The sequence below is a fragment of the Streptococcus sp. 79 genome, from assembly GCF_013277425.1.
Taxonomy (GTDB): Bacteria; Bacillota; Bacilli; order Lactobacillales; family Streptococcaceae; genus Streptococcus; species Streptococcus pseudopneumoniae.
Genome location: NZ_VMMW01000003.1, coordinates 1 through 24,099, shown reverse-complemented (window position 1 = coordinate 24,099; position 24,099 = coordinate 1). Strand labels below are relative to the sequence as shown.

The following is a 24,099-nucleotide window of genomic DNA, read 5'->3' as shown; positions in this document are numbered from 1 at the left end:
ATGGCCTATACTCTTAAACCTGAAGAAGTTGGCGTTTTTGCCATCGGTGGTCTGGGAGAAATCGGGAAAAACACATACGGAATTGAATACCAAGACGAGATTATCATCGTCGATGCTGGGATTAAATTCCCAGAAGATGACTTGCTTGGTATCGACTATGTCATTCCTGACTACTCTTACATCGTGGACAATATCGACCGCGTCAAGGCTGTCTTAATCACACACGGACACGAGGACCACATCGGTGGGATTCCTTTCCTGCTCAAGCAAGCAAATGTCCCTATCTATGCTGGACCGCTTGCCTTGGCTTTGATCCGTGGGAAACTCGAAGAACACGGCCTCTTACGCAACGCCAAACTTTACGAAATCAACCATAATACTGAGTTGACCTTTAAAAATCTCAAGGCAACTTTCTTTAGAACGACTCACTCCATTCCAGAGCCTTTGGGAATTGTCATTCATACTCCTCAAGGAAAAATCGTTTGTACGGGCGACTTCAAGTTCGACTTTACTCCAGTTGGAGAACCTGCAGACTTGCATCGTATGGCTGCCCTTGGTGAAGACGGCGTGCTCTGTCTCCTATCTGACTCGACAAATGCAGAAGTGCCAACCTTTACCAACTCTGAAAAAGTCGTTGGCCAGTCCATCATGAAGATTATCCAAGGCATTGAAGGACGTATCATCTTTGCATCCTTTGCCTCAAATATCTTCCGTCTCCAGCAAGCAACAGAAGCTGCTGTTAAGACTGGACGCAAGATTGCTGTCTTTGGTCGTTCTATGGAAAAGGCCATTGTCAACGGAATTGAGCTTGGCTACATCAAAGCTCCTAAGGGAACCTTTATCGAGCCAAATGAAATCAAAGACTACCCTGCAGGCGAAGTTCTCATCCTCTGTACAGGTAGTCAGGGTGAACCTATGGCAGCCCTCTCTCGTATCGCCAACGGAACCCACCGTCAGGTGCAACTCCAACCCGGCGATACGGTTATCTTCTCTTCAAGTCCAATCCCTGGAAATACGACTAGCGTCAACAAGCTCATTAACATCATTTCTGAAGCTGGTGTCGAAGTTATCCACGGTAAGGTTAACAATATCCATACATCTGGACACGGTGGCCAGCAAGAGCAAAAACTCATGCTCCGCTTGATTAAGCCAAAATACTTCATGCCTGTCCACGGTGAATACCGCATGCAAAAAGTCCACGCTGGACTAGCGGTGGATACTGGTGTCGAGAAGGACAATATCTTTATCATGAGCAATGGTGATGTGCTTGCCCTTACTGCTGACTCAGCTCGTATCGCAGGTCATTTCAACGCCCAAGACATCTATGTCGATGGAAATCGTATCGGTGAAATCGGCGCAGCTGTCCTCAAAGACCGTCGTGATCTATCTGAAGACGGTGTCGTTCTGGCAGTCGCAACTGTTGACTTCAAATCGCAGATGATTCTGTCTGGACCAGACATCCTCAGCCGAGGCTTTGTCTACATGAGAGAGTCTGGAGACTTGATTCGCCAAAGCCAGCGTATCCTCTTCAATGCTATTCGTATCGCACTGAAAAACAAGGATGCTAGCGTTCAATCTGTCAATGGTGCCATTGTCAACGCTATTCGCCCCTTCCTCTATGAAAATACCGAACGTGAACCGATTATCATCCCGATGATCCTCACACCAGATGAAGAATAATACTCTTCGAAAATCTCTTCAAACCACGTCAGCTTCGCCTTGCCGTATATATGTTGCTGACTTCGTCAGTTCTATCTACAACCTCAAAGCAGTACTTTGAGCAACCTACGGCTAGCTTCCTAGTTTGCTCTTTGATTTTCATTGAGTACAAGTCAACAAAACAGCCCCGTCTTCGGAGCTGTTTTTCTCTATGCTTTCTTTTGAGATTAAAACTCAATGAAAATCAGACCAGAAGGCTAGGAAAATGCATAACTTGAGTTAGCTCCCATAGTTCGGGGAACTATGGGAGGTTGGAGATGAATCAAAGCCAAGCTTTGAACTCATTCGTAAGAAGCCGACGACGTATCATTTTGATTTTTGAAGATTTTTAGAAATACTACGATTTTTACCTTCCAGATACACCATCAAAATAGAAATATCTGCTGGGTTTACTCCCGAAATACGGCTGGCTTGACCAATAGTTTCTGGATTGATAAGTTTGAACTTCTGGCGAGCTTCTGTCGCGATAGAATCAATATCATCCCAGTCGATATTGGCTGGAATGCGTTTTTCTTCCATGCGTTTCATCTTAGCAACCTGGTCCATGGCTTTGGAAATATAGCCTTCGTATTTGATTTCTGTTTCAATCAATTCGATAATCTTGTCATCCAAGTCCTCAGCAGCTGGTCCGATGAAGGCCACCACATCTTGGTAAGAAACTTCTGGACGGCGAAGGAATTCCTTGGCTGTCACTGCATCGGTCAACGGCTTGAAGCCCATCTCCTCAACCTTGGCATTGGTTTCCTTGACTGGCTTGAGTTTGATGCTGTCTAGGCGCTTCATCTCATTTTCAAATTGATTTTTCTTGATTTCAAAGCGAGCCCAGCGTTCATCATCCACAAGACCAATCTCACGTCCCATCTCAGTCAAACGCATATCAGCATTGTCATGGCGGAGAATGAGGCGATATTCAGCACGACTTGTCAAGAGACGATAGGGTTCAATGGTTCCCTTGGTCACCAAGTCATCAATCATGACCCCAATATAACCGTCACTACGCTTCAAAATCAACTCAGGTTTACCTTGGATTTTCAGAGCCGCATTGATCCCAGCGATAATCCCTTGGCCTGCTGCCTCTTCATAACCTGACGTTCCATTAGTCTGACCAGCAGTGAAAAGTCCGGAGATTTTCTTGGTTTCCAGAGTCGCACGCAACTGGTGTGGCAAGACCATATCGTACTCGATGGCATAACCTGTTCGCATCATCTCTGCATTTTCCAAACCTTTGATAGAATGAACCAGCTCACGTTGGACATCCTCAGGCAGACTGGTTGAAAGTCCTTGGACATAGACTTCCTCTGTATTGCGCCCTTCTGGCTCTAGGAAAAGTTGGTGGCGTTCCTTATCCGCAAAGCGCACAATCTTGTCTTCAATCGACGGACAGTAACGAGGTCCCACTCCCTTGACCACACCTGTAAACATAGGCGCACGGTGGAGGTTGTTTTGGATAATCTCATGACTGGTACCATTGGTGTAGGTCAACCAGCATGGCACTTGATCCTTGACATAGTCCTCATCACGTGAAGTGTATGAGAAGTGATTAGGCGCTTCGTCCCCTGGCTGAATCTCGGTCACATCGTAGTTGATAGAAGAAGCCTTGACACGTGGAGGTGTTCCTGTCTTGAAACGACCAATTTCGAGTCCTAATTCCTTAAGATTGTCAGCAAGGTTAATAGAAGCCAAGCTGTGGTTAGGACCTGATGAATACTTGAGGTCTCCAATGATAATTTCCCCACGGAGGGCCGTTCCTGTCGTCACGATAACAGCCTTGGCAGCATACTCTTGGTGGGTAGCTGTACGGACACCGACAACCTTACCATCTTCAACCAAAATCTCATCAATCATGGTCTGACGAAGGGTCAAATTTTCTTGATTTTCAACCGTCTTGCGCATTTCCTTAGAGTAAAGTTCCTTATCAGCCTGCGCACGAAGGGCACGGACAGCTGGCCCCTTCCCTGTGTTAAGCATCTTCATCTGGATGTAAGTCTTGTCAATGGTCTTGGCCATCTCGCCACCGAGGGCATCGACTTCACGCACGACAATCCCCTTGGCAGAACCACCGATAGAGGGGTTACAAGGCATGAAAGCCAGCATTTCAATGTTGATAGTCGCAAGCAAAACCTTACAACCCATACGGCTGGCAGCCAGGGAAGCCTCAACCCCAGCGTGTCCCGCACCAATTACAATAATATCGTATTCTTCAGTAAAATTATATGTCATATTTCTCTCCTATTTCTCAAGATGAATGTGTCTTAGTTGGCCGTCCCAAACTGGTAGGGCTGTTTTTAGAAAGGCTGGAACTAGCTGGATATTCTGGAGCTGATCAAAGTCAATCCACTCACAGGGCTGCCTTTTCTCATCTTCCTGCATGGTCAATGGGGCATCTTCAAGCAAATCCACCAGATAATGAAACTCGATATTGTGATAGGAAACACCGTCCTGTTCAAAACGATTTTCAACCACGAAAGCTAGTTGCCCAGCTTGAGCTTTAACACCCAGTTCTTCCCTCACTTCACGAACTACCGCGTCTTCCGTGCTTTCATTGACTTGAATCGCACCGCCAATAGTATAATACTTGCCCTTATCTTTGGTAACTAGAAGCTTGCGATTTTGGACAATCAAGGCTGTCGCCCGAACACCAAAAACTGTATTTCCTACTTTTGTCCGAAAGTCTTGCTGAGTCATTTTTGTCCTTTCCTCTAAACGACACAAAAACAGTCAAAACTCCAAAGAAGTGCAGGACAAAAAAGCCTGCAACATCCATGAGCTTTGACCATCATTTCTATTGCTTTTATTATTGTAGCAAATTAAGAAAATTTGTCAATCTAAATGTACTGACAAACTTGTCCATCTCGATAAGCATTGTCAATCAAACCACCACCTAGACACTCTTCGCCATCGTAAAAAACAACTGCCTGTCCTGGTGTAATCGCGCGTTGCGGTTCTGCAAAGATAACCTCTGCCTTATCTCCTTTGACATGGACGGTCACCTTAGAATCAGGCTGACGGTAGCGGAATTTTGCTGTGCATTCTAGCGTAAATTCCTCTGGCATCTCACGAGTAAAGTGGACTTGACTGGCTTCTAGGCTGGTTGACATGAGCGAATCATGGTAGAAACCTTGGCCGACATAGAGAATATTCTTGCTTAGGTCTTTTCCGACAACGAACCAAGGAGCATTGTCTCCGCCGTGTTGTCCACCGATACCAAGCCCGCCACGCTGACCAATCGTATAATACATAAGACCTGCATGCTCGCCCATATCGCGACCATCCACAGTCATCATGCGACCAGGCTGAGCTGGTAGGTAGTTGCTAAGGAAGTTTTTAAAGTTCTTTTCTCCGATAAAACAAATCCCTGTCGAATCTTTCTTCTTAGCAGTCGCAAGTCCTGCTTCTTCTGCTAGTCTGCGAACTTCAGGCTTTTCCAAATGTCCTAGTGGAAACATGGTTTTTTGAAGTTGTTCTTGCGAAAGCTGGCTGAGGAAATAGGTCTGATCCTTGCCATTGTCCACGCCACGAAGCATGTGAACAATGCCATCCTTATCACGCGCTACACGGGCATAATGCCCAGTAGCTACATAGTCTGCCCCCAAGGTCATGGCATAGTCCAAAAAGGCCTTGAACTTGATTTCCTTGTTGCACATAACATCTGGATTTGGCGTGCGTCCTGCACGGTATTCCGCTAAGAAATACTCAAAAACGCGGTCCCAGTACTCTTTTTCAAAATTGACAGAGTAATAGGGAATACCGATCTGGTCTGCCACCGCAGCCACATCCTTGTAATCTTCGGTCGCCGTACAGACCCCGTTTTCATCTGTGTCATCCCAGTTCTTCATGAAAATACCGATCACATCGTAGCCCTGCTCCTTGAGCAAAAGAGCCGTCACCGACGAATCAACACCACCACTCATCCCCACGACAACACGTGTTTTAGAGTTATCACTCATGGTAAGTCTCCCATCTATTCGTTTATTTATACCCCTCAAAATTCTATTTACTATGACTTTCAATAGAATTTCTTCGAGTATAGTCTTTTCGTTTGCTTTTAGGACTAGGCAACGAGTCGCAGGCATAACTTGAGTTCGCTCAATCAGTCTGGGAGACTGATTGAGGTTATAAATCAGACAAGCTAAGCTTGCATCTCATTTCGAGTTAACGACGTAATAAAAGATAAACGAAATGACTAGTTCACGATTGAAGGTCGTGTGTGCTTTAACGATTGAAGGTCGCTTGAGCAGTATTCATTATAACATGCTTGGTTAGAGAAGACAAGGAAAGGAGCCAATCTTGACTCCTTTATTGAAGAAATTGTTTTAACCTTGTCCTTTCTTTTCTAAGCCGAAAATGAAATGGTAGTCGATAAAGATGCCCATGATTGAATAGGCACATAAAATATCCTATACTTACCTTCCATTATTCCGTGATTGAATGTATTTAGCAACAATATAGATAAGAAAGGCAAACATGATTGCCAGATAGCTCACTATAAGGAAAACATGCTTAAAAATACTAGTATCAAATAAACTCACGATAGCTAATAATAGATTCATAATAAATACTATAGTCGCAAATAGTTGTACTTTTTTATCTTTCATAACTAGTCCCAGCCTAAATTACTTTCCAATATCCTACCGAAATTATAGCCGGTAATATAGCCTGACATATAACCTGTTGCTGCACCACAAGTAGCTAAAATGAATGCATAGCTAACTGTACCAATAACTGGTAAGGTTATTGTCCCTAGTGCTGCACCAGCTGCCGCTCCAGTTATAGCTCCTGCTATTCCGCTTGCGACACCACCTACACCTCCACAAAGCAAGGCAAGCCACCCTTCACCATCAAGATACATCATCTCTTCTTCATCAATAGTAACATAGTTGTTTGGTAATACGAGTTCCATCAAAATTCTCTTTTTTATTAATCATGGTTAGGATAGTTTCCTAACAAGTGATTGTCGACTGTGTTTATAGTACTTAGTTACCTAGATAGCTTTCCTTTATCATGTCTGATTTTAAGCCGTTCCAAGATTTAATCCATATTTCTATTACTTGCTATTTTTAAATAATTCGTATTCCTTTTCTTTGATAAATGGAACTGAAAAATTAGAAAAAAGAAGTAAAACCGAAAACAAATAGCCTGCTTTTTGAATCACTAAAAGATATCCTAAAAATAAGTAAGCTATAACATCCAATGCGAAAAGAAAAAATATTCTCCTCTTCATTAAAGTACTTATGTCAAATAATCTGATGAATAAAAATTTTATCGTGGTATCTACACAAATTTTTATCAAAAAGATAAGAGTTAGTACATGATTATCAACTGTAGCATAAAGAATAGATGGAAATATAGTTAATATAAAACTAGAAATCTCTAAATATTTTATCCAAGGAGATTGAGACACCTTGCTTCTAAACTGACTAATTTTCTTATATTCGTTAGTCAATTTAATATCAAAATCTTTCCCAATTAAATGAAAAATTATCAACTCTGTAATAAAAACACTTATTAATACGGTATAAGTCAAAAAACTTTCTGGGAAAAACTTATTGATTAAAATGGGGAAACTCATTAACAGAATCGAATTTATGGCTAGACAGATAGATACTATTTTATTTTTCACAGAATATAGAGGTAGTGATACTATTGAGTAGATAAAAGCTAAAAAAATAAGCAAAAAATACTCCGTATCATTTATAATCGCCCTGAATGATAAAAATATATACACCCAACACACGATGATGTGTATTTTTCGAATCTTATCTACATTACTCATCTTACTGTCTCCGATATGAAGCCGTCCCAAGGATAAAAATTACCACTAATATTATAACCTTCATTAAGAGAACAGTCTCTAATATAGTAGACTCCCCTTCCTATCACTCCAGCTATATCATATTTGTTATCGATTTAAAAAAATTTTTGCATAAACTATCATTGCTATGGTTAAAAGCAAAAATATTAAATTAATCATAATGATTAATTTCTTTAGTTCCTCACCAACATGATCATATGCTAAAAAAGTTACAGAGGAAATGAGTAGAAATGCTAAAAATACAATAACAAAAATTTTTTCAATTTTCATATCCATTTTACAATTACCATAAAGCGTTTAAGTTTGGATCTCTTCGATTAATATCATTATTTGCCCAAATTGTTGTGATGGCATCACCAATTGACATCCAAGCTGCAAATCCATTAATAGCAGACAGTGCAAATCCTGCCACTCTATTTGCAACTCGTACCCCAACATATCTTGCAGCTGCTCCAGCAATTGCGCTTGTAACTCGCCGCAAACCATAATTACGAATATAATTTCTAACTAGACTGATTGCTCCTCCACCTAAAACACCATTAAAAGCTATATTAATGGCTGTTGCAACAGGCCATCTCGGAATAGAAAATCCCCCATCAAGATACATCATCTCTTCTTGCTCAAGAACAACATAATTATTTGGTAATACGAGTTCCATTTATTTTCTCCTTTTTTATTAAGCATAGTTAGGATAGTTTCCTAACAAGTGATAGACGACTGTGTTTTTATCACTTAGCTACCTAGATAAGATATCCTTTCTCTACCTTATTTGTTTTTATAGGTTACCTAAGGTTTAAAATCAATTATTGTTTGAAACTTAACAGTTCTAAACCACTAGCAATAAATGATTGCGAACTCACTAATACTATTTCAAAATTTATTTTTTTTGACTTAGTAACGCAATTCCAATTAGCAATACACCTAATATAAATAAAAGTATTTCCCAAAATTTATTATCCGTGTTAATGAGAGGTATAAGATACATACTGACTAATATGCAACTTGCCCCTATAATGGCAAATATTATTCTGGTTTTATCTCCTAATTGAAACATGTTTGATCCCCATATACACTTCAAGCAAAAGTTGGATTTCTGAAATGGCTAAAGATAAAGATAATGGTTGCGAGCTATTTAAACTATCATCAATATTCTGCTCGATTAAAACAAAGTCTGGTCTTACCTCTAAAATTTTATTTAACATTGATTCATATTTATTTTTTTCATTATAATGCCGTAAATATAGATTTAATTTTATAACATCCAACATACCATAAAGTGATATTGGATGATTTATTTTTTTAAATCGCTTAACTTCTAATAAATCAATTTGTTCACGCACACTCTCTGAAAGATATGGCTTGATTAAACTGATATAAGATAAAGCCACGCATGGCAACTCAGATTTTGATTGCAATTTCCAAATTTCATGATAATCCTGAAGATTAAACTCACAATTCTTCTTAGATTCCAGTATTGTTAGTACCTTTGATTTTAACAGAAATAATTGTTGATTCTCAATTCTATAAAGTTTTTGTACTAATGCTATGATAATAGAAAATGAAATAAGAGGCAAAAGCAACGGTTTGTCATACACAAAAGTAAAGAAAAAATAGTATGAAATTAGTGTTGTAAAGTACAAGAAGTAGTAAAATTTAAACAGATTCTTAGTTGTTTGACTCTCCTTATAAAACACTGCTATTCCTGGACTAAATCCCATTAGTTGGTGAAAGAGAATTCGATAGTATTTCCTAGCTCCTATAATGATCACAAATATAAAATAAAAATAAATTGGTCTTAATTTACAAAAGATTGAGGAAACTAGTAATAGCAAAGTATGTAAGCATTGAGACAAAATATAGAATAACGGTATCGCCAATACAAAGGTTAAGATGGCATGAGAGGGAGTTCCTAAGATGTCCAATTTTATAAATACTGGGCTGACACAAAATATCGTGCTTATAAGCAGTAAAATTATTAAAATTGTGTCAAAAAAATAACGCTTATTTTTCATTAGTCTACTTTCCATTGTTAAATAATACTACTGCTAACACCAAGCCAACTTAGCACATTGCATCACCTAATCCTGCGCTACTTGTCCATAATCCTTTAATGTTTCTACTAAAATTATTCCAATCTCCCCCATCAAGATAGCTTATTTATCCTAGACAACGCCTACTGCAACAGTATAAATAAGATTCATCAGCCATCTTTTCTGGCAATCATATGGGTAGACTAATGATATTTCTAGTTACTCAAAAATATCTAGCTATACTAGAGTTATTTCTAATCCCTAGGACACTTGTTAATCCAAATGTAACAAATTTTCACCCCTTAATAGGACTCTTTCTGGAAAAAATATAAGGTCTATCTTTATAAAAAAATCTATCATATTGGGATGGCACGCATCTGGAATTTAAACAAGCTATAAATTCATTTATAACTACTATTTGTTTAGAGGCAACAGCATCTTGTATACCGCCCTCGAAAGAACCATCTTGTAATTCCGAAATATTTTTGTTTAAATATTGTTTTGACAAATCTCTTAATGCTTCATTATCGTAAATGATTCCCAAAAATCCAACCTTATATAGTAAATAATTTAAACTTACAAAGTAATTGAATCCCATAGTATATTTTTCTTTATAAAGCAAAGGTAAAACTTTATAAAAAATATCTAAGTCAACCTCACTCTGATTCTGAAGCAAGTAGGAGTCAAGCAAATTTTCAAAAATAGCTAACAATATGATTGGTGTAAAGTTTTTGTATTCACATGTCAAGTATTCTGAGTATCGTGCAGATGATATTTCTTTTATATAACTTTTTAAAAGCAAGATTTTTTCAAATTCATCATCTATTATTAATCTTCTATTTCCAATCCAAGCGGTATTACCACCCAAATAAGATTGTGCAAATAGCAATATGTAAGAAAATATGAACGTAAATACTGAAAGAGGTAGAATTCTATGCGTAAAAAAATAGACGATAATGGTAGCCAGGAGTAAAGATATCTCTCGTGACAATCGAATTCTTTTCAGCATCTTTTTTAACAGTCCGTAAGGTTGTCCTTGGCAATATTCTTGAACTAAATTAATCGGAATGACATCTCTCACCATTTCTGGAAAGTAGAGTAAGTTTATAGGTTGAAATCTCCAGCTCCCATCATAAGTAAATGGATATAGAACCAAATACTTAAAAGATTTTTTTCTTATAAACTTAATTATCACAATATGAATGACTGTTCCAATGAAGTATATTAAATATAAAAGTAAAACCGCCATCAATATACTTACAAAAATCCCCTTGGAATCAATCAATGGAAAATAAAATATTGCAACTAGAAGCGAATAAAGTCCCGCTAATAAATATTTCTGATCATCTTTCATTCAAAACACCATATTATTTACTAAGAATACATCAATACAATAGAGCAACTCTGTAAGTCAATATTTGATAAAGCAAAGCTTTAAACCCTTCCCCAGACGTTAGCTTTTCTTCAACCCACTACAGTTGACAAGGAGCCCAAATTATTGATAAAAACTTTAGTCATCATCGTCTCTATAAAAATATTTTCTATACACTCTTGATAATACCAAAATTAATGCCAATATCATACCAAGAGCTATAATAATAGAATTTATTAGATTTATTTTAGTATATCCAATCACTAGTCCAATAATTGGACTAGCAGACATGCTTAGATATAATAAAAATAACAAAAAATGAATTTCACCAATTCCTGCAAAAAAATGTTTCATAGCTATAGTTTTACGCCCATAAATACCCATCAAATTTACCGTCTACGATATCTAAACCATATGCAATGGCTCCTCCTAATGAGAAGACTTCAGCAACAGTAGCCGCAATATTAAGAGCATTAGTAATAGTTGCCATACTAACTCCACCAATATATCTTGTTATAGCACTTAGTTACCTAGATAAGATATCCTTTAGCTTGCTTCCAAAATTTAAGTCTACACCTATAATATGAGTTCATATTAGTACTGCTAAATCCTATCTATAGTAATGTCAAACACCTAAATAAAGTCATCTCTCCAATTCATTCAAGAAATGAAGAAAGGCAAAAAATCTTTAAAATAAGAAAAATGCATATTATCAGGTGTTCAAAAATATTGATGATATACGTTATATAGATAGAAAGATTTACTCAATTTCACTTTCAAATTGAGTTTTTTCCCAACCTCGTTTTTAATTTATATCTTCAATAAAATCTAATGACCTAGTTGATATGTCATATGGAATAATATTATTTAATCTGTAATTTTTTTAAAAAACTTAATAATAAATTTGCTCCACTGATTGCTATCAATATTTCAATTGGTAAAAAATAGTAATTCCAAATAAAATGAGAAATCAGCAATGATAGAAAAATAACAATATCAATTTTCCTGTTGTTGACATACTCTGTAATTTTATGGTACAGGAATGCAACAATAACTGAAATTAAAACAACCATCATAATACTATTATCCTATCCTTCTCACTAACTCTATTTCCAAAATTTAATTTTTGGGGGACTTAGTAATGAAATTACAATTAACAACACACCTAAAATAAATAAAAATATCTCCCAAACTTTATTCTCAGTTTTAATAAAGCTACCATATCTATCTCATTTCTTATTTTTAAATAATTCATACTCTTTTTCTCTGATAAAGGGAACTGAAAAATTAGAAAAAAGAAGTAAAACCGAAAACAAATAGCCTGCTTTTTGAATCACTAAAAGATATCCTAAAAATAAGTAAGCTATAACATCCAATGCGAAAAGAAAAAATATTCTCCTCTTCATTAAAGTACTTGTGTCAAATAATCTGATGAATAAAAATTTTATCGTGGTATCTACACAAATTTTTATCAAAAAGATAAGAGTTAGTGCATGATTATCAACTGTACCGTAAAGAATAGATGGAAATATAGTTAATATAAAACTAGAAATCTCTAAATATTTTATCCAAGGAGATTGAGACATCTTACTTTTAAACTGACTGATTTTCTTATACTCGCTAGCTAATCTAGTATCAAAATCTTTACCAATTATATTAAAGATTAAGAACTCCAGGATAAAAATACTGATTAATACGATATAAGTAGAAACCTTTCCTGGGAAATATTTATTGATTAAAATCGGGAAACTCATTAACAGAATCGAATTTATGGCTAGACAGATAGATACTATTTTATTTTTCACTGAATATATAGGGAGCGATACTATCGAATAGAGAAACGCTAAAAAAAGAAGCAAGAAATACTCTGTGCTGCTAATTAGCGGCGCCCTTAATGATAAAAATATATACAGCCAACACACGATGAGGTGTATTTTTCGAATCTTATCTACACTACTCATTCTTCCTCATCTTATCTTTAGTTCCATTTTTAAACTATGTCAACCTTTTTCACAAATTTATTTCGACTTTCTTTTTTACTTTTTACATTGCTATGATACAATATTTTTAACAAAATTTTATTGTTTGTTAACTTTTTTCACGAAAAGGAGAAAATCATGCGTTATGATTTCGGAAAGGTCTATAAAGAAATACGTGAGTCAAAGAGGCTGACCCAAGAAGAGGTCTGTGGGGGTGTTCTCTCAAGAACCAGCTTATCAAAAATCGAAAGTGGCAAGACAACCCCAAAATATGAAAATATGGAATTTCTTCTCCGTCAAATCAATATGAGTTTTGAAGAATTTGAATATATCTGTCAACTTTATCAACCAAGTCAACGCACAGAGATTATGCAAACCTATCTCAATATGCGTTCCATTATCGGGATCAGCGATCTTGTCAATTTATTTCAAAAATGCCAAGACTACCTCAAGACCCACCACGATCTCCCTATAGAAGAAATCAGAGATATGCTTGAAGTTGTCATTTATATCCGTCAACACGGGGCAGGTGAACTATCAGATCACGCAGAACAGGTTGTCAAAAAACTTTGGAGAAAAATTGAAAAACAAGATACATGGTATGAGAGTGATCTAAAAATCCTCAATACCATTCTTTTCAGTTTTCCCATTGAATACCTCCATCTCATCACTGGAAAAATATTGCAACGCCTAGAAGTCTATAAAAACTATCAACATTTATATGACTTGCGAATGACAATTCTATTAAACCTTTCCACACTCTATCTATACACTCAAGATAAAAACATGTGTAAGCAAATCTGCTACACTTTACTAGAGGACGCCAAGAATAAGAAAAGCTACGATAGGCTGGCTATCTGCTATGTCCGTATTGGGATTTGTACAGATAATGCTAAACTTATCCAAAAAGGGTTCTCCCTTCTGGAGCTAACCGAGGAAACTTCTATACTGTCTCATCTCGAAAAAGAAGTAGAGATCTATTACCAAGCGAAGGAAAGATAAAAAAGCCGAGGGATTTCCTCGACTCTTTACATATTATTTGTTCGTTAGTTCTTAATACCAGCCATTGTTAATCCCGAAGTTTTTAGCTCTGCCAAGCCACATAGTTTGCTTACTACTACGTGTCCATGTCACCATGAATCGCCGAACGATTTAACGAGAAAGTATGACTTTTACGTTTATCCCAACTCAATTATGACATTTTTTTCAAAAGTCAATATATCTCACTTTTTTAACGACAAGAAAGAGGCTGTCAATCGACCAACCTCTTATTCTGAACCTATCAATCTAGCACTTTTTAGCTTCATTCGCTTTCTTAGCGACTGCAATTTGGTATTTCACTTGGTCAAACCCTGTACCTCCCAAGGAATTTCGTCTTTGAACAGCAGTTTTAGGTTGCAAGTAGACATAAATATCCTCGGCAATGAGGGAATGATAGGTTTGTAATTCCTCCAAAGTCCAATCTTGAATATTTTTAGCAGACTTGATAGAGTCTAACACTAATCTTCCCACAACCTCATGAGCTTCTCTAAATGGCAAGCCTTTTCCTGCCAAATAATCTGCCAACTCAGTTGCATTTGAAAAGTCCTTCTCTGTCGACTCTTGCATTTTTTCCTTGTTTACCTGCAAGCTAGATAACATACCTGCCAACACATCCAAAGAATTTAAAATCGTTTCGACCGTGTCAAACATTCCTTCCTTATCCTCTTGCAGATCCTTATTATAAGCTAAGGGCAAGGACTTCATGACTGTCAATAGTCCAAACAAATGTCCATAAACTCTACCAGTCTTTCCTCGAATCAACTCAGCCATCTCTGGATTTTTCTTTTGGGGCATAATAGAGGAACCTGTTGTAAACGTATCTGACAAGGTAATGAATTGGTACTCAAAACTACACCAATTGATCATTTCTTCACAAAAACGGCTCATGTGCATCATGAGTATGCTGGCATTGGATAGAAATTCTAAGATAAAATCGCGATCACTAACAGCATCCAAAGAATTTGTATAAGGTTGCTTAAACTCTAACAAATCGCTAGACAATTGGCAATCAATGGGGAAAGTCGTCCCTGCCAAAGCTGCCGCACCTAGAGGGCATAGGTCTGTATGCTTCTGGTTAAATCCAAAACGTTCACTGTCTCTTTGAAACATATTGTAGTAAGCCATCAGGTGGTGGGCAAAACTAATCGGTTGGGCATGTTGCAGATGGGTATAGCCCGGCATGATTGTCTCCACATGATTTTCCGCCAAGTCTAATAAAACACCCTTGAGATGAGTCAGTTTATCTAGGACATGGCCTAGTTGTTCCTTGAGATATAAGTGCATATCTGTCGCAACTTGGTCATTTCTAGAACGAGCCGTATGTAGTTTCCCTGCAAGGGGACCAATTTTTTCTGTCAGCAACACTTCCATATTCATATGAATATCTTCGTTTGCGATATCAAAGACAAGTTGGCCTGCCTCTAGCTCTTCTAAAAGCTCTTTCAAGCCTTCTTGAATCTTTTCTGATTCCTTCAAACTCAAAATGCCCGTCTGACCCAACATCTGAACGTGGGCTAAGGAACCAATCACATCAAATTTAGCTAATTTCTGGTCAAAAGATATACTCGCACCAAAGCGCTCTACCCAGTCTTCGACAGTACCTTCAAAGCGACCACCCCATAATTTTATATTCTTAGCCATATCACATCCACCTCTCTATCCAATCGTCCTATTTGGCGCTTTTTTGAACCTCAGAATGAACCTTGGTTGGAAGTCCCCACAACTTAATAAAGCCAATAGCCGCATCTTGGTCAAAGGTATCCGCACTAGTATACGTCGCCAAATTTTCATCGTAAAGTGAATTTGGTGATTTTCGAGCCACGACCTGAGCGCTCCCCTTATAGAGTTTAACTTTTGCAGTCCCATTGACAACTTTTTGAGTCTCTTTAATATAAGCAATCAAGGCTTGTGTAGCTGGACTAAACCACAAAGCATTATAAATGAGATTTGATAATTCATTTTCTATAATTGGTTTAAAATGAGCCACTTCTCTCACAAGCGTCAAGTCCTCAATTTCCTTATGAGCTGTCAGCAAGGTCACTGCACCTGGACACTCATAGATTTCTCTTGATTTAATCCCAACCAAACGATTTTCCACGTGATCAATCCGTCCGATCCCATGTTTCCCAGCTATTTCGTTGAGTTTTTGAATCAAATCTGCCAATTTTAACCCTTCTCCATTGAGGGAAACTGGGACACCTTCACTAAACTCAATTTCAATGTATTCTGGCATATCTGGAGCTTGCTCTGGAGAAAATGTAATATCAAAGGCTTCTTCTGGAGCCTGATTCCATGGATTTTCCAAAATACCACACTCATTGGCACGTCCCCAAAGGTTTTGGTCGACAGAGTAGGGATTGTCAAGGTCAGCAGGAACAGGTACTCCATTTTCCTTGGCATAATGAATTTCTTCCTCCCGAGACCATTTCCATTCACGAACTGGCGCAATCACTTTTAAATTGGGATCCAAGGCTGCAATCGATACTTCAAAACGCACTTGGTCATTCCCCTTACCTGTACAACCATGAGCAATTGTAGTCGCTCCTGTCTGATGCGCGATTTCAACCAATTTTTTAGAAATAAGAGGGCGGCTCAAGGCAGATACCAAGGGGTACTTTTGTTCATAGTAGGCATGCGACTGGAGAGCTACTAGCACATAATCTGTAGCAAATTCGTCCTTAACATCAATGACATAAGATTCGACTGCCCCAACCTTGAGAGCCTTATCATGGATGAAATCCAAGTCTTTCCCCTCACCCACATCCATACAAACTGCAACAACATCATAGTCTTTCTTTAGCCAGGTAATAGCAACTGATGTGTCCAAACCGCCAGAATAGGCCAAAATTACTTTTTCTTTACTCATGTTCTTTTCCTTCTTTCTATTTTTCAATGGACGCTTTAAAGGCATCCTCAATGAGTTTGTCTAATTCTCCAGACTCCTTCAACTTTTGAATGGTTTTATCGACTGCCTCTTTCAATTCCTTGCTATCTTTTTTCATGGCTACCGCGTAGGAATCATCTTGCTCTTTTTCAAAATTGAGGTCTGCGATTGCTAAATCAGGATTATTTTCCACAAATCCCTTGGCAACTGGTTCTTCAAAGATGACGGCATCCACTTGCCCTGATTTTAAATCTGTGATTAAATTCCCATTTTTAGGCAGAGATACGAGGGATGAATTTTGTAGCAAATCTTTCGCCATCGTCTCTTGAATCGAACCTTTCTGTGCTCCGACCTTTTTCTGCGCCAAGTCGTTTACAGACTGATAAGTGGCCAAGTCAGATTTTTTGACAATGAGTTTATTTTTTGCAGTATAGTAGGGAATTGAAAAATCAAACACCTTGCTCCGCTCATCTGTCTTAGAAACACCAGATATGGCAAGGTCAGCTTTACCTGATTGAACACTAGCCAGTACATTGTCAAAACTCATGGGAGATAGTTCCAATTCGACACCTAGTTCTGTTGCGATAGCCTTGGCTAATTCGATATCTGAACCCACAATCTGATTTTTCCCATCAACTACTTTTTGGTATTCAAATGGAGCAAAATCTGGATTGAGGGCTACAACCAATTTTCCTTTGGACTTGATGGCTTCAATTCCAGCCGATTGATTGTTACTACAAGCAAATAGTAGGGGGAGCATCACTAAACCAAACATCGTCATCAACACCTTCTTCATCTTATTCATAACAAAGCCTCCTTTATGTTTATTCCTTTTGTTTGTATAAATAATACACCTATCTTCATCCTTTGTCAAGCCTAAATTGTAATTTTTTTCAATTTAAAACAGAAAAACCTAGGAAAATTACATAAAAATGTCATTCCTAGGCGTATTTATGCTATTTCTCTCTGAAAAACATGAGTATTCAGTCAGTCAAATGAAGCTGAATGAACTCATTTTCCCTCGCCCAATTCAATGATACGATGACATTGTTGGGCTACATAAGCATCGTGGGTCACAATAATAACTGTTTTCCCCTCGCGATTCATCTCTAAGAGAAACTTCAAGACCAAATCTCTATTTTCAGGATCCAGCGAACCTGTTGGTTCATCGGCTAAAATCAGCTGACTGGGTTTTAAGATGGCTCTAGCAACTGCAATTCGTTGTTGTTCGCCACCAGACAACTCGGAGACCTTTTGGTGCAAAGTAGCTGACAAACCTACTCTCTCTAAAATCTCTTCCACCTTTTTGAGTTTGTCTTTCTTAGACAATTTCACATATTTCAGCGCCAGCATGAGATTGTACTCGACCGTTTCATCATCAATCAGGGCAAAATTTTGAAATAGATAAGAGATATGTTCACGGATTATTGTTTGTGACTTGGCAGAATTGACCGCTAGATTTGTCTGACCAAAAATCTCATACCGTCCGCTATAATCACCATCTATCAAACCTAATAAATTTAACAAGGTTGACTTACCACTACCACTCTTGCCAACAATAGCTACCAAATCTCCCTGATCAATCCTGAGAGACAAGTTATCCAAAATCACTTTTCCCCCAATGGTTTTGGTAATATTTTTCAACTCAATCATAAGATGCCCCCTTTCAATAATTCTACTAGACTTCTTTTCTCCATCCTAGAAGCCAAGGCTAGCACAAATAGTATATCCAAACATGTAAAACCTGCAAACAGTAGAAGTGGCAGGAGCGCATGGGCAAAGAAAATCAAGACTAGAAGAGGGAGACTATAGCCCAGCAAGAGCAGAACGAGGAGAGGACGGTAGCAATCGACCAGTTTCCACCCCATAAACTTCTTGGTAATGATATCCCTGCGCTTCAACAAGAAAGTAATAACGAGTAAAAAGTAGGAGACAATCATACTGAGAAGAGCAAATAAGGCAAAAAGAACGTTAAAATTACGAACAGAATCCCGATAGGTATCAACTATCCCCTCTTGAATTGCTTGAATCGATGAAAATTTTAAATAGCTACCATCAGATAAGTTATCGACTAACTCTGTAATCACTTTTTGATTTTGTTCTGTATTTTCAATTTTCATCGGGTTGTTTAAACCTGTCGTTGACAAGTGAGTCTTTTCTTCCCACATCATGTCTTGATCATTTACCAGACTAATGATTGGATTGTGGAGATTTTCCTTTCGCTCATTATTATAAGGGAAGAAAGACCAATCTCCTTCATAGTAGGCAATTTCTACATCCATATCTTCTATTGTTTGCTTTTGCTGATCTTCATACCTCATAGAAAGATAGGCGATGGATTTTCCCAAGAACTGATTCTTGCCTTCTTGTCCTTTGTCACTGATTGGCAACAAAATCACCTTTTTAGTGCCGGTATCTGGTAACTTGAATCCCTTGCTCTTTAGAAAATTGCTATTTGCATAGTAAACATCTACCTTATCAGGCAGTTGGTACTGCTGCACTTGTTCTGCTTTGATGACTGGTTTGATAGAAAGACTCGCACTTCGCACATAGTTTACTTGTATTTTTGCTAGCAAATCTTGATAAAATTGGTAGAAATAATCTGTAGATTTCCCTGAACCTGCTAGCTCTTCTTGCCACAGGTTATCATTGAGTTTGAAGGTTTCTAAGGTCAGGTAATTGCCTTGGCTTACCCACTGTTGCTGATAAGCAAGTTCTTTATTTTCTTGTTCTAGACTTTTGCCTACCCCAATCAGTAAGGCCGTCAGTAAAATAGTTGTCCCTATTTTCATCACATAATTAAAGATGAGACCAAGTTTGACAGATGAAAAACCTTTCAACATGGAACTGACTGTCATTTTCTGAATCATCAGGTAGGTCAGCCAACTGATGAACAAATACAACTGTAAAAGCAGAAATTGGGATAAGAGTAAACTTGGAAACAAAAGTTTTGGCCTGTAGTCCAGCACTAAAAATAGTCCCAAGTCAATGACAAGACTTCCACCCAAGAGAAGATAAAAATTAGTCTTTACAAAACCAGCTAAAATCGCCCTGCTTTGAAAACCAAGTAACTTTTGAACCCCCACTCGTTTCATCTCCATCATCGGCTGATAAACTGTCATTAAAATCACAAGCAAGATTGCCAAGATAAAGATAATGATAGATAGTAACAAATCTTGATTTAGCACTCCAACCTGACTTCGGTAAGTGGGTTCTAATAAAATCGTCTTATCTATCTGGAAAAAATCACTCCACTTTTGTAGAATGGTATCACGATCTATCTCTTTGCTGGAGGTAATCATGTAGCGTCCATTTACAGTATGGGATTTATCCTCAATATAAGATTGGAAGGTCTGGAGTCGAATGAGTTTCACCTTTAAAAAGGTGGGAATGGTTCCTAGATTATTGGGAAGGTTCTGGTTACTGTAGACTCCCTTCTCATTCTTTGAAAAATCAAGAGAAGTCAGACCGAACTCCTGATAGGGGAAGGTTTCCTTATCAAAAACACCAGCCTTGACGACCTCATCGCCATTATCTACTTTGATAATAGAGACCTTGTCTTGGCTTGCAACCTCTTCAAAAAACTGGAGAATCGTTTCTGTCGGTTTAGTGACATCTTTCAAGTACAAGTCAAATGAATAAATTGTCTTGCCCATCTCCTGAATCCGCACTATTTCTCGTGTAACATTTACATTCAGGACAAAAAACGTAGTACACAGCAAGAGCAGGAGCATACAAAGATGACTGATTTTTTTCATAGAGATACCTCCCGTAAAGAAACTCCCTCTCCAAAAGGGGAGGGAGAATTTTAATTAAAATCCATAGAAATATTCCATTCCCGTTGGTGGGAATTTGAAGATTGAAGCCCGAGCCCATGCCTCAGCTTCTGCACGATCCTTAGAGAATTTATTTCCATCTTTAACAGTTGCTGTATGAGAGCGAGTAGAATGTAAATAATCAGAATAACCAAAATTTCCTGACCATCCTACTCCATAGTTCCATTGACCACCATCAACCCATACTGCCAAAACACTTGTAGAAGCAAGTATACTACATACCATTAAAGATGCAACACCAATTTTAACTAATTTTCTCACTATCTCATTTCATTTTTAAACAACGAACTTACTCTTAACTAGGAGAATAGTTCTCTTCTGTATCAGGTCTTTGAACAACCAGAGTAGTATTAAGCACACTCTAACTATTACTCAAGAATCAGCCCAATAAACAACATGGATAGCGTTTTCAAATTTTTAAACTCCTATCCCATCCTTTTATCTATATTATAAGCGAAAATATAATAACTGTCAAGTAATTGAAGTGAATTTTATAAAAAAATTACAAGCCAAATTTGTAAAGTTTACAATAAACAACTAGGGCAATTATCTATCAGAATGTCCGTTTATCTGTTAATAATCCGAGAAAATCTTGTCGTTTCAAGTCGGAGAAATGTTTGGTAGAAAGACTTCCTTTTTGAAGTCCATCATCTCTAACCTGTAAATAATAGCTATGTTGGCTTGTTTTAATTGTCAAAAAATCGCCAAATACAAAAAATTTTTTCCAGTTACGAATCTCAAATTCTTTCATCTCTGATTTTGGAATGCGGATAAGTCCTTGCCGCAAATCACGATGATGCTCACTTGTGAAAGTCATCCCATTCCCAAGATTTCTTATCAGTAGTTCATCTGGAGTTACCATCACCAGCGCTATTTTAGTTAAGAAAATTTCAACTGTTGGTGGTAAAATCGCCAAATCAAACCAAGAATGTAGGTAGCGATACGCTAAGAAATAATGAGGCTCCTCACCCAATCCTAGTTGTTTATATAAGTCCTTGACCTCACTATCTAACCTCGCTTCAAAAGACACATCCGAATGCTCTTATTCCTTCTTCTGATTAAAATAACGCATCCAGACTAGGAAACCTATAAAGGCTAGGACAAATATTCCTGATAAAAGATATTTTAAATTGTAGTTCATCACTTAACCTCCTGATTCACGCTTCTGCCTAAAGAAGAGGCCTATCTATTTTGAAAATAGTTCCATAACAACTTTAAATAAGACTGGTAATATTGTATCAAGCTAGAATTCTTTCTTTTCTAGCTACATCATAGTACTACTTAAACTTATTTTAGTTTTCTCCCTTACTTTCTATATTACTATTATACAATATTTTTGCTAAGATTTTATTATTTGTTAACTTTTTTCACAAAAAGGAGTACATCATGCGTTATGATTTCGGGAAGGTCTATAATAAAGTTAGCCACCTACCATTACTAAAAGTTAGATATCTCAACTAATTTACCATTTTTCAATTCAAGAACAATATCAGATAATACTTCAATATCCTCTTTATTGTGAGATGTGACCAACATAGTAATATGATTCTTTCGAGCATAACTCTTAATTATTTTTCTAAGTTCTTCTACACCTTCATAGTCCATACTATTAAATGGTTCATCTAGGAGTAAAATCTTAGGATTTTCCATCAATGCTTGGGCAATCCCTAACCTTTGTAACATACCTAATGAATAATTTTTTACTCTTACATCTTTATCCTGATATAAATCTACCTTATTCAATACTTCCTCAATCTCTTTCTTAGTAATTTTATTTTTGATTGTAGCTAATTGCTCTAAATTCTCTAATGCAGTTAGACTAGACAAAAATCCTGGATGTTCAATAAGTAAGCCTACATCAAGTGGCATAGAGCCATTTTCACCAACAATTACACTTCCAACTGTAATCTTACCCGTAGTAGGTTTCATTAGTCCTGAAAGCATTTTAAATAATACACTTTTCCCGCATCCATTGGTTCCTATAATTCCATATATTTTACCTGATTCAAAAACATAACTAACATCATCTATAACACACTTTTTCCCAAATGTTTTTGAAAGATGATCTACTTTTATACAATCCATACGTTTCAACTCCTTACTCATCTTGATACTGCTTACTTCCTTTAGGTAATGTAATATCTTTATTTTCAAATATTTTAAAATTTAATAGAACTAACATTGCATCAACAAATACCAATATCCCACATCTACCAATGAAATTTATACCGTAACCATATACTGAACCGGAAATAGAAAACAATGAAAATGGTCTCAGATGTTCTCCTAACAAGCCCAATGTTGAACCCGCCATTACAATCAAAGTGCCCGTATAGATAACAAATACTAACGATTGTGATATTCTAAACTGTGTTAAAAGTGCATGGAGCAGGGAAAAGAAATATAGCAACAATCCTTGTAAAATTATTATCTTCCCTATCTCATAAATTACGATATTCGTTTCAAAATTTCCAAATAAATACGTTTCTGAAAATTTTTTTGTGGCTGTTGAAATGCCGATGCCAAAGTTAGAATCTCCTATTCCTACTATAGTGGAAAATATACAAATACTAACCACATAATAAATCACACTTTTCAAAATTTTGAAATGCTTATTTCTATAAAAATCATTTCTACTTGAATACCTACTTAGTACAAAAAATATATTTTGTTCAACTGGGCTTTGTAGCATCATTATGAAAGCTAATAAAAACGGAAATGTGAAATATCCAGTATAGGAATCATTAAACATGATAAGAATCAGCTCACCAAAATGAAAATTCCCAAATTTATATTTCAATACTATCAGCTGACTAAAATTTGCTAATATAGCAAAAGCCACTAATAAATATATAAAACCTATATAAAAATCTTCTTTATTTTTTAATTCTTTAAATTTCTTCATCAGTTTCTATATCCCTTTTAAATTTTTTATACGACATCCAATATGATATTACTACTACAAGTATCAAATATACAAAAACAAATATTATGCTTATTCCTTTTACTCTTGAAACATCAAAAATTGCCATTGGTTCAATTTTAGTAAGACCTAAAAACATCGCAAACAATGATCCTATTGTCGTTAAAATAAATGGGGATAACCATGCAACAAATTTGCTCTTAATAAAATATGACATCGCCAATCCAACACTACTATATGCAACGCCAACAAAGGAACAATGTAAAATGATTATTACTACATAAAATAACGGAGATGTCCTCACTGCTGATTCATAAATAGAAACTTTTGTTATTGCATAATAAGCATCCATATTTATACTTCTATTAAAAAATAAAATTGACATTATCAAGAATAATAACATTCCAAAAATAAATGTTGTAAATGATATGAATCCATTGATTATAAAAATAGAATTAAAATACTGTTTATATCCCATCCTTGATATAATCCCGACTTTATCA

24 protein-coding genes and 1 pseudogene are annotated in these 24,099 nt (G+C 36.8%); 2 read left to right on the top strand and 23 right to left on the bottom strand.

The window, feature by feature from the left end; all coding sequences use genetic code 11:
• Nucleotides 1-1,680 carry a ribonuclease J gene (locus tag HT729_RS01205; RefSeq protein WP_050267082.1) on the top strand — a complete coding sequence of 560 codons (1,680 nt, stop codon included), beginning with the start codon at nucleotides 1-3 and terminating at the stop codon, nucleotides 1,678-1,680.
• 345 nt (nucleotides 1,681-2,025) lie between these two features.
• Here HT729_RS01205 and mnmG read toward each other — a convergent pair whose 3' ends face one another.
• The 13 genes from mnmG to HT729_RS01145 form a co-directional block, all read right to left on the bottom strand.
• A complete protein-coding gene (gene mnmG, locus HT729_RS01200) occupies nucleotides 2,026-3,939 on the bottom strand; it encodes a tRNA uridine-5-carboxymethylaminomethyl(34) synthesis enzyme MnmG (protein WP_172931571.1) in 1,914 nt (637 codons plus the stop codon).
• A gap of 9 nt (nucleotides 3,940-3,948) precedes the next feature.
• Nucleotides 3,949-4,404 carry an NUDIX hydrolase gene (locus HT729_RS01195; protein WP_172925834.1) on the bottom strand — a complete coding sequence of 152 codons (456 nt, stop codon included), beginning with the start codon at nucleotides 4,402-4,404 and terminating at the stop codon, nucleotides 3,949-3,951.
• Nucleotides 4,405-4,544: 140 nt separating this feature from the next.
• Nucleotides 4,545-5,666 (bottom strand): tRNA 2-thiouridine(34) synthase MnmA, encoded by a 1,122-nt coding sequence (gene mnmA, locus HT729_RS01190; RefSeq protein WP_172925835.1) that lies wholly within the window; start codon nucleotides 5,664-5,666, stop codon nucleotides 4,545-4,547.
• A 650-nt stretch (nucleotides 5,667-6,316) separates the two neighbouring features.
• Complete coding sequence (locus HT729_RS01185) at nucleotides 6,317-6,619, bottom strand: hypothetical protein (RefSeq protein ID WP_023941044.1); 303 nt, start codon at nucleotides 6,617-6,619, stop codon at nucleotides 6,317-6,319.
• A gap of 144 nt (nucleotides 6,620-6,763) precedes the next feature.
• A complete protein-coding gene (locus HT729_RS01180; RefSeq protein WP_172925836.1) occupies nucleotides 6,764-7,492 on the bottom strand; it encodes a hypothetical protein in 729 nt (242 codons plus the stop codon).
• Between the two features lie 126 nt (nucleotides 7,493-7,618).
• The gene (locus tag HT729_RS01175) at nucleotides 7,619-7,807 is read right to left on the bottom strand and encodes a hypothetical protein (RefSeq protein ID WP_016397257.1); all 189 of its coding nucleotides are present in this window, start codon (nucleotides 7,805-7,807) and stop codon (nucleotides 7,619-7,621) included.
• 7 nt (nucleotides 7,808-7,814) lie between these two features.
• Complete coding sequence (locus tag HT729_RS01170) at nucleotides 7,815-8,189, bottom strand: SPH_0224 family bacteriocin-like peptide (protein ID WP_172925837.1); 375 nt, start codon at nucleotides 8,187-8,189, stop codon at nucleotides 7,815-7,817.
• A 376-nt stretch (nucleotides 8,190-8,565) separates the two neighbouring features.
• The gene (locus HT729_RS01165) at nucleotides 8,566-9,543 is read right to left on the bottom strand and encodes a hypothetical protein (RefSeq protein WP_050078538.1); all 978 of its coding nucleotides are present in this window, start codon (nucleotides 9,541-9,543) and stop codon (nucleotides 8,566-8,568) included.
• Nucleotides 9,544-9,856: 313 nt separating this feature from the next.
• On the bottom strand, nucleotides 9,857-10,915 hold the full coding sequence (locus tag HT729_RS01160) for a hypothetical protein (RefSeq protein ID WP_172925838.1): 1,059 nt from the start codon (nucleotides 10,913-10,915) through the stop codon (nucleotides 9,857-9,859).
• A 156-nt stretch (nucleotides 10,916-11,071) separates the two neighbouring features.
• Nucleotides 11,072-11,317, bottom strand: a complete 246-nt coding sequence (locus HT729_RS01155; RefSeq protein ID WP_000513492.1) for a hypothetical protein — start codon at nucleotides 11,315-11,317, stop codon at nucleotides 11,072-11,074.
• Complete coding sequence (locus HT729_RS12320; protein ID WP_000201419.1) at nucleotides 11,298-11,423, bottom strand: hypothetical protein; 126 nt, start codon at nucleotides 11,421-11,423, stop codon at nucleotides 11,298-11,300. The genes HT729_RS01155 and HT729_RS12320 overlap by 20 nt, the downstream gene beginning before the upstream one ends.
• Before the next feature lie 373 nt (nucleotides 11,424-11,796).
• Entirely contained in the window at nucleotides 11,797-12,009 is a 213-nt protein-coding gene (locus tag HT729_RS01150; protein ID WP_000989849.1) for a hypothetical protein, read from the bottom strand.
• A gap of 153 nt (nucleotides 12,010-12,162) precedes the next feature.
• On the bottom strand, nucleotides 12,163-12,894 hold the full coding sequence (locus HT729_RS01145) for a hypothetical protein (protein WP_172931570.1): 732 nt from the start codon (nucleotides 12,892-12,894) through the stop codon (nucleotides 12,163-12,165).
• A 156-nt stretch (nucleotides 12,895-13,050) separates the two neighbouring features.
• Here HT729_RS01145 and HT729_RS01140 point away from each other — a divergent pair, with 156 nt between their 5' ends.
• Nucleotides 13,051-13,914 carry a helix-turn-helix transcriptional regulator gene (locus HT729_RS01140; protein WP_172925840.1) on the top strand — a complete coding sequence of 288 codons (864 nt, stop codon included), beginning with the start codon at nucleotides 13,051-13,053 and terminating at the stop codon, nucleotides 13,912-13,914.
• A 285-nt stretch (nucleotides 13,915-14,199) separates the two neighbouring features.
• Here the strand turns inward: HT729_RS01140 and argH are convergent, their stop codons facing one another.
• The 10 genes and pseudogenes from argH to HT729_RS01090 all read right to left on the bottom strand — a co-directional run.
• Nucleotides 14,200-15,594 (bottom strand): argininosuccinate lyase, encoded by a 1,395-nt coding sequence (gene argH, locus HT729_RS01135; RefSeq protein WP_172931569.1) that lies wholly within the window; start codon nucleotides 15,592-15,594, stop codon nucleotides 14,200-14,202.
• A gap of 28 nt (nucleotides 15,595-15,622) precedes the next feature.
• Nucleotides 15,623-16,819: an argininosuccinate synthase gene (locus HT729_RS01130; RefSeq protein WP_172925842.1), complete on the bottom strand. Its 1,197-nt coding sequence runs from the start codon at nucleotides 16,817-16,819 to the stop codon at nucleotides 15,623-15,625.
• A 16-nt stretch (nucleotides 16,820-16,835) separates the two neighbouring features.
• Nucleotides 16,836-17,642 (bottom strand): ABC transporter substrate-binding protein, encoded by an 807-nt coding sequence (locus tag HT729_RS01125; RefSeq protein WP_050223629.1) that lies wholly within the window; start codon nucleotides 17,640-17,642, stop codon nucleotides 16,836-16,838.
• 206 nt (nucleotides 17,643-17,848) lie between these two features.
• Nucleotides 17,849-18,490 carry an ABC transporter ATP-binding protein gene (locus tag HT729_RS01120; RefSeq protein ID WP_050285167.1) on the bottom strand — a complete coding sequence of 214 codons (642 nt, stop codon included), beginning with the start codon at nucleotides 18,488-18,490 and terminating at the stop codon, nucleotides 17,849-17,851.
• On the bottom strand, nucleotides 18,487-20,595 hold the full coding sequence (locus HT729_RS01115) for a bacteriocin-associated integral membrane family protein (RefSeq protein WP_172925844.1): 2,109 nt from the start codon (nucleotides 20,593-20,595) through the stop codon (nucleotides 18,487-18,489). Before HT729_RS01115 ends, HT729_RS01120 begins: the two co-directional genes overlap by 4 nt.
• Before the next feature lie 54 nt (nucleotides 20,596-20,649).
• Nucleotides 20,650-20,934 (bottom strand): lactococcin 972 family bacteriocin, encoded by a 285-nt coding sequence (locus HT729_RS01110; protein WP_001230167.1) that lies wholly within the window; start codon nucleotides 20,932-20,934, stop codon nucleotides 20,650-20,652.
• Nucleotides 20,935-21,226: 292 nt separating this feature from the next.
• Nucleotides 21,227-21,814 (bottom strand): annotated as a pseudogene (locus HT729_RS01105) (hypothetical protein).
• 296 nt (nucleotides 21,815-22,110) lie between these two features.
• Nucleotides 22,111-22,758, bottom strand: coding sequence for an ABC transporter ATP-binding protein (locus tag HT729_RS01100; protein WP_012972615.1), 648 nt, complete (start codon nucleotides 22,756-22,758; stop codon nucleotides 22,111-22,113).
• Between the two features lie 13 nt (nucleotides 22,759-22,771).
• Nucleotides 22,772-23,578 carry a hypothetical protein gene (locus HT729_RS01095; protein WP_000713604.1) on the bottom strand — a complete coding sequence of 269 codons (807 nt, stop codon included), beginning with the start codon at nucleotides 23,576-23,578 and terminating at the stop codon, nucleotides 22,772-22,774.
• A partial coding sequence (locus HT729_RS01090; RefSeq protein WP_172931568.1) for a hypothetical protein occupies nucleotides 23,565-24,099 on the bottom strand: 535 nt, incomplete at its 5' end. The genes HT729_RS01095 and HT729_RS01090, both read right to left, overlap by 14 nt.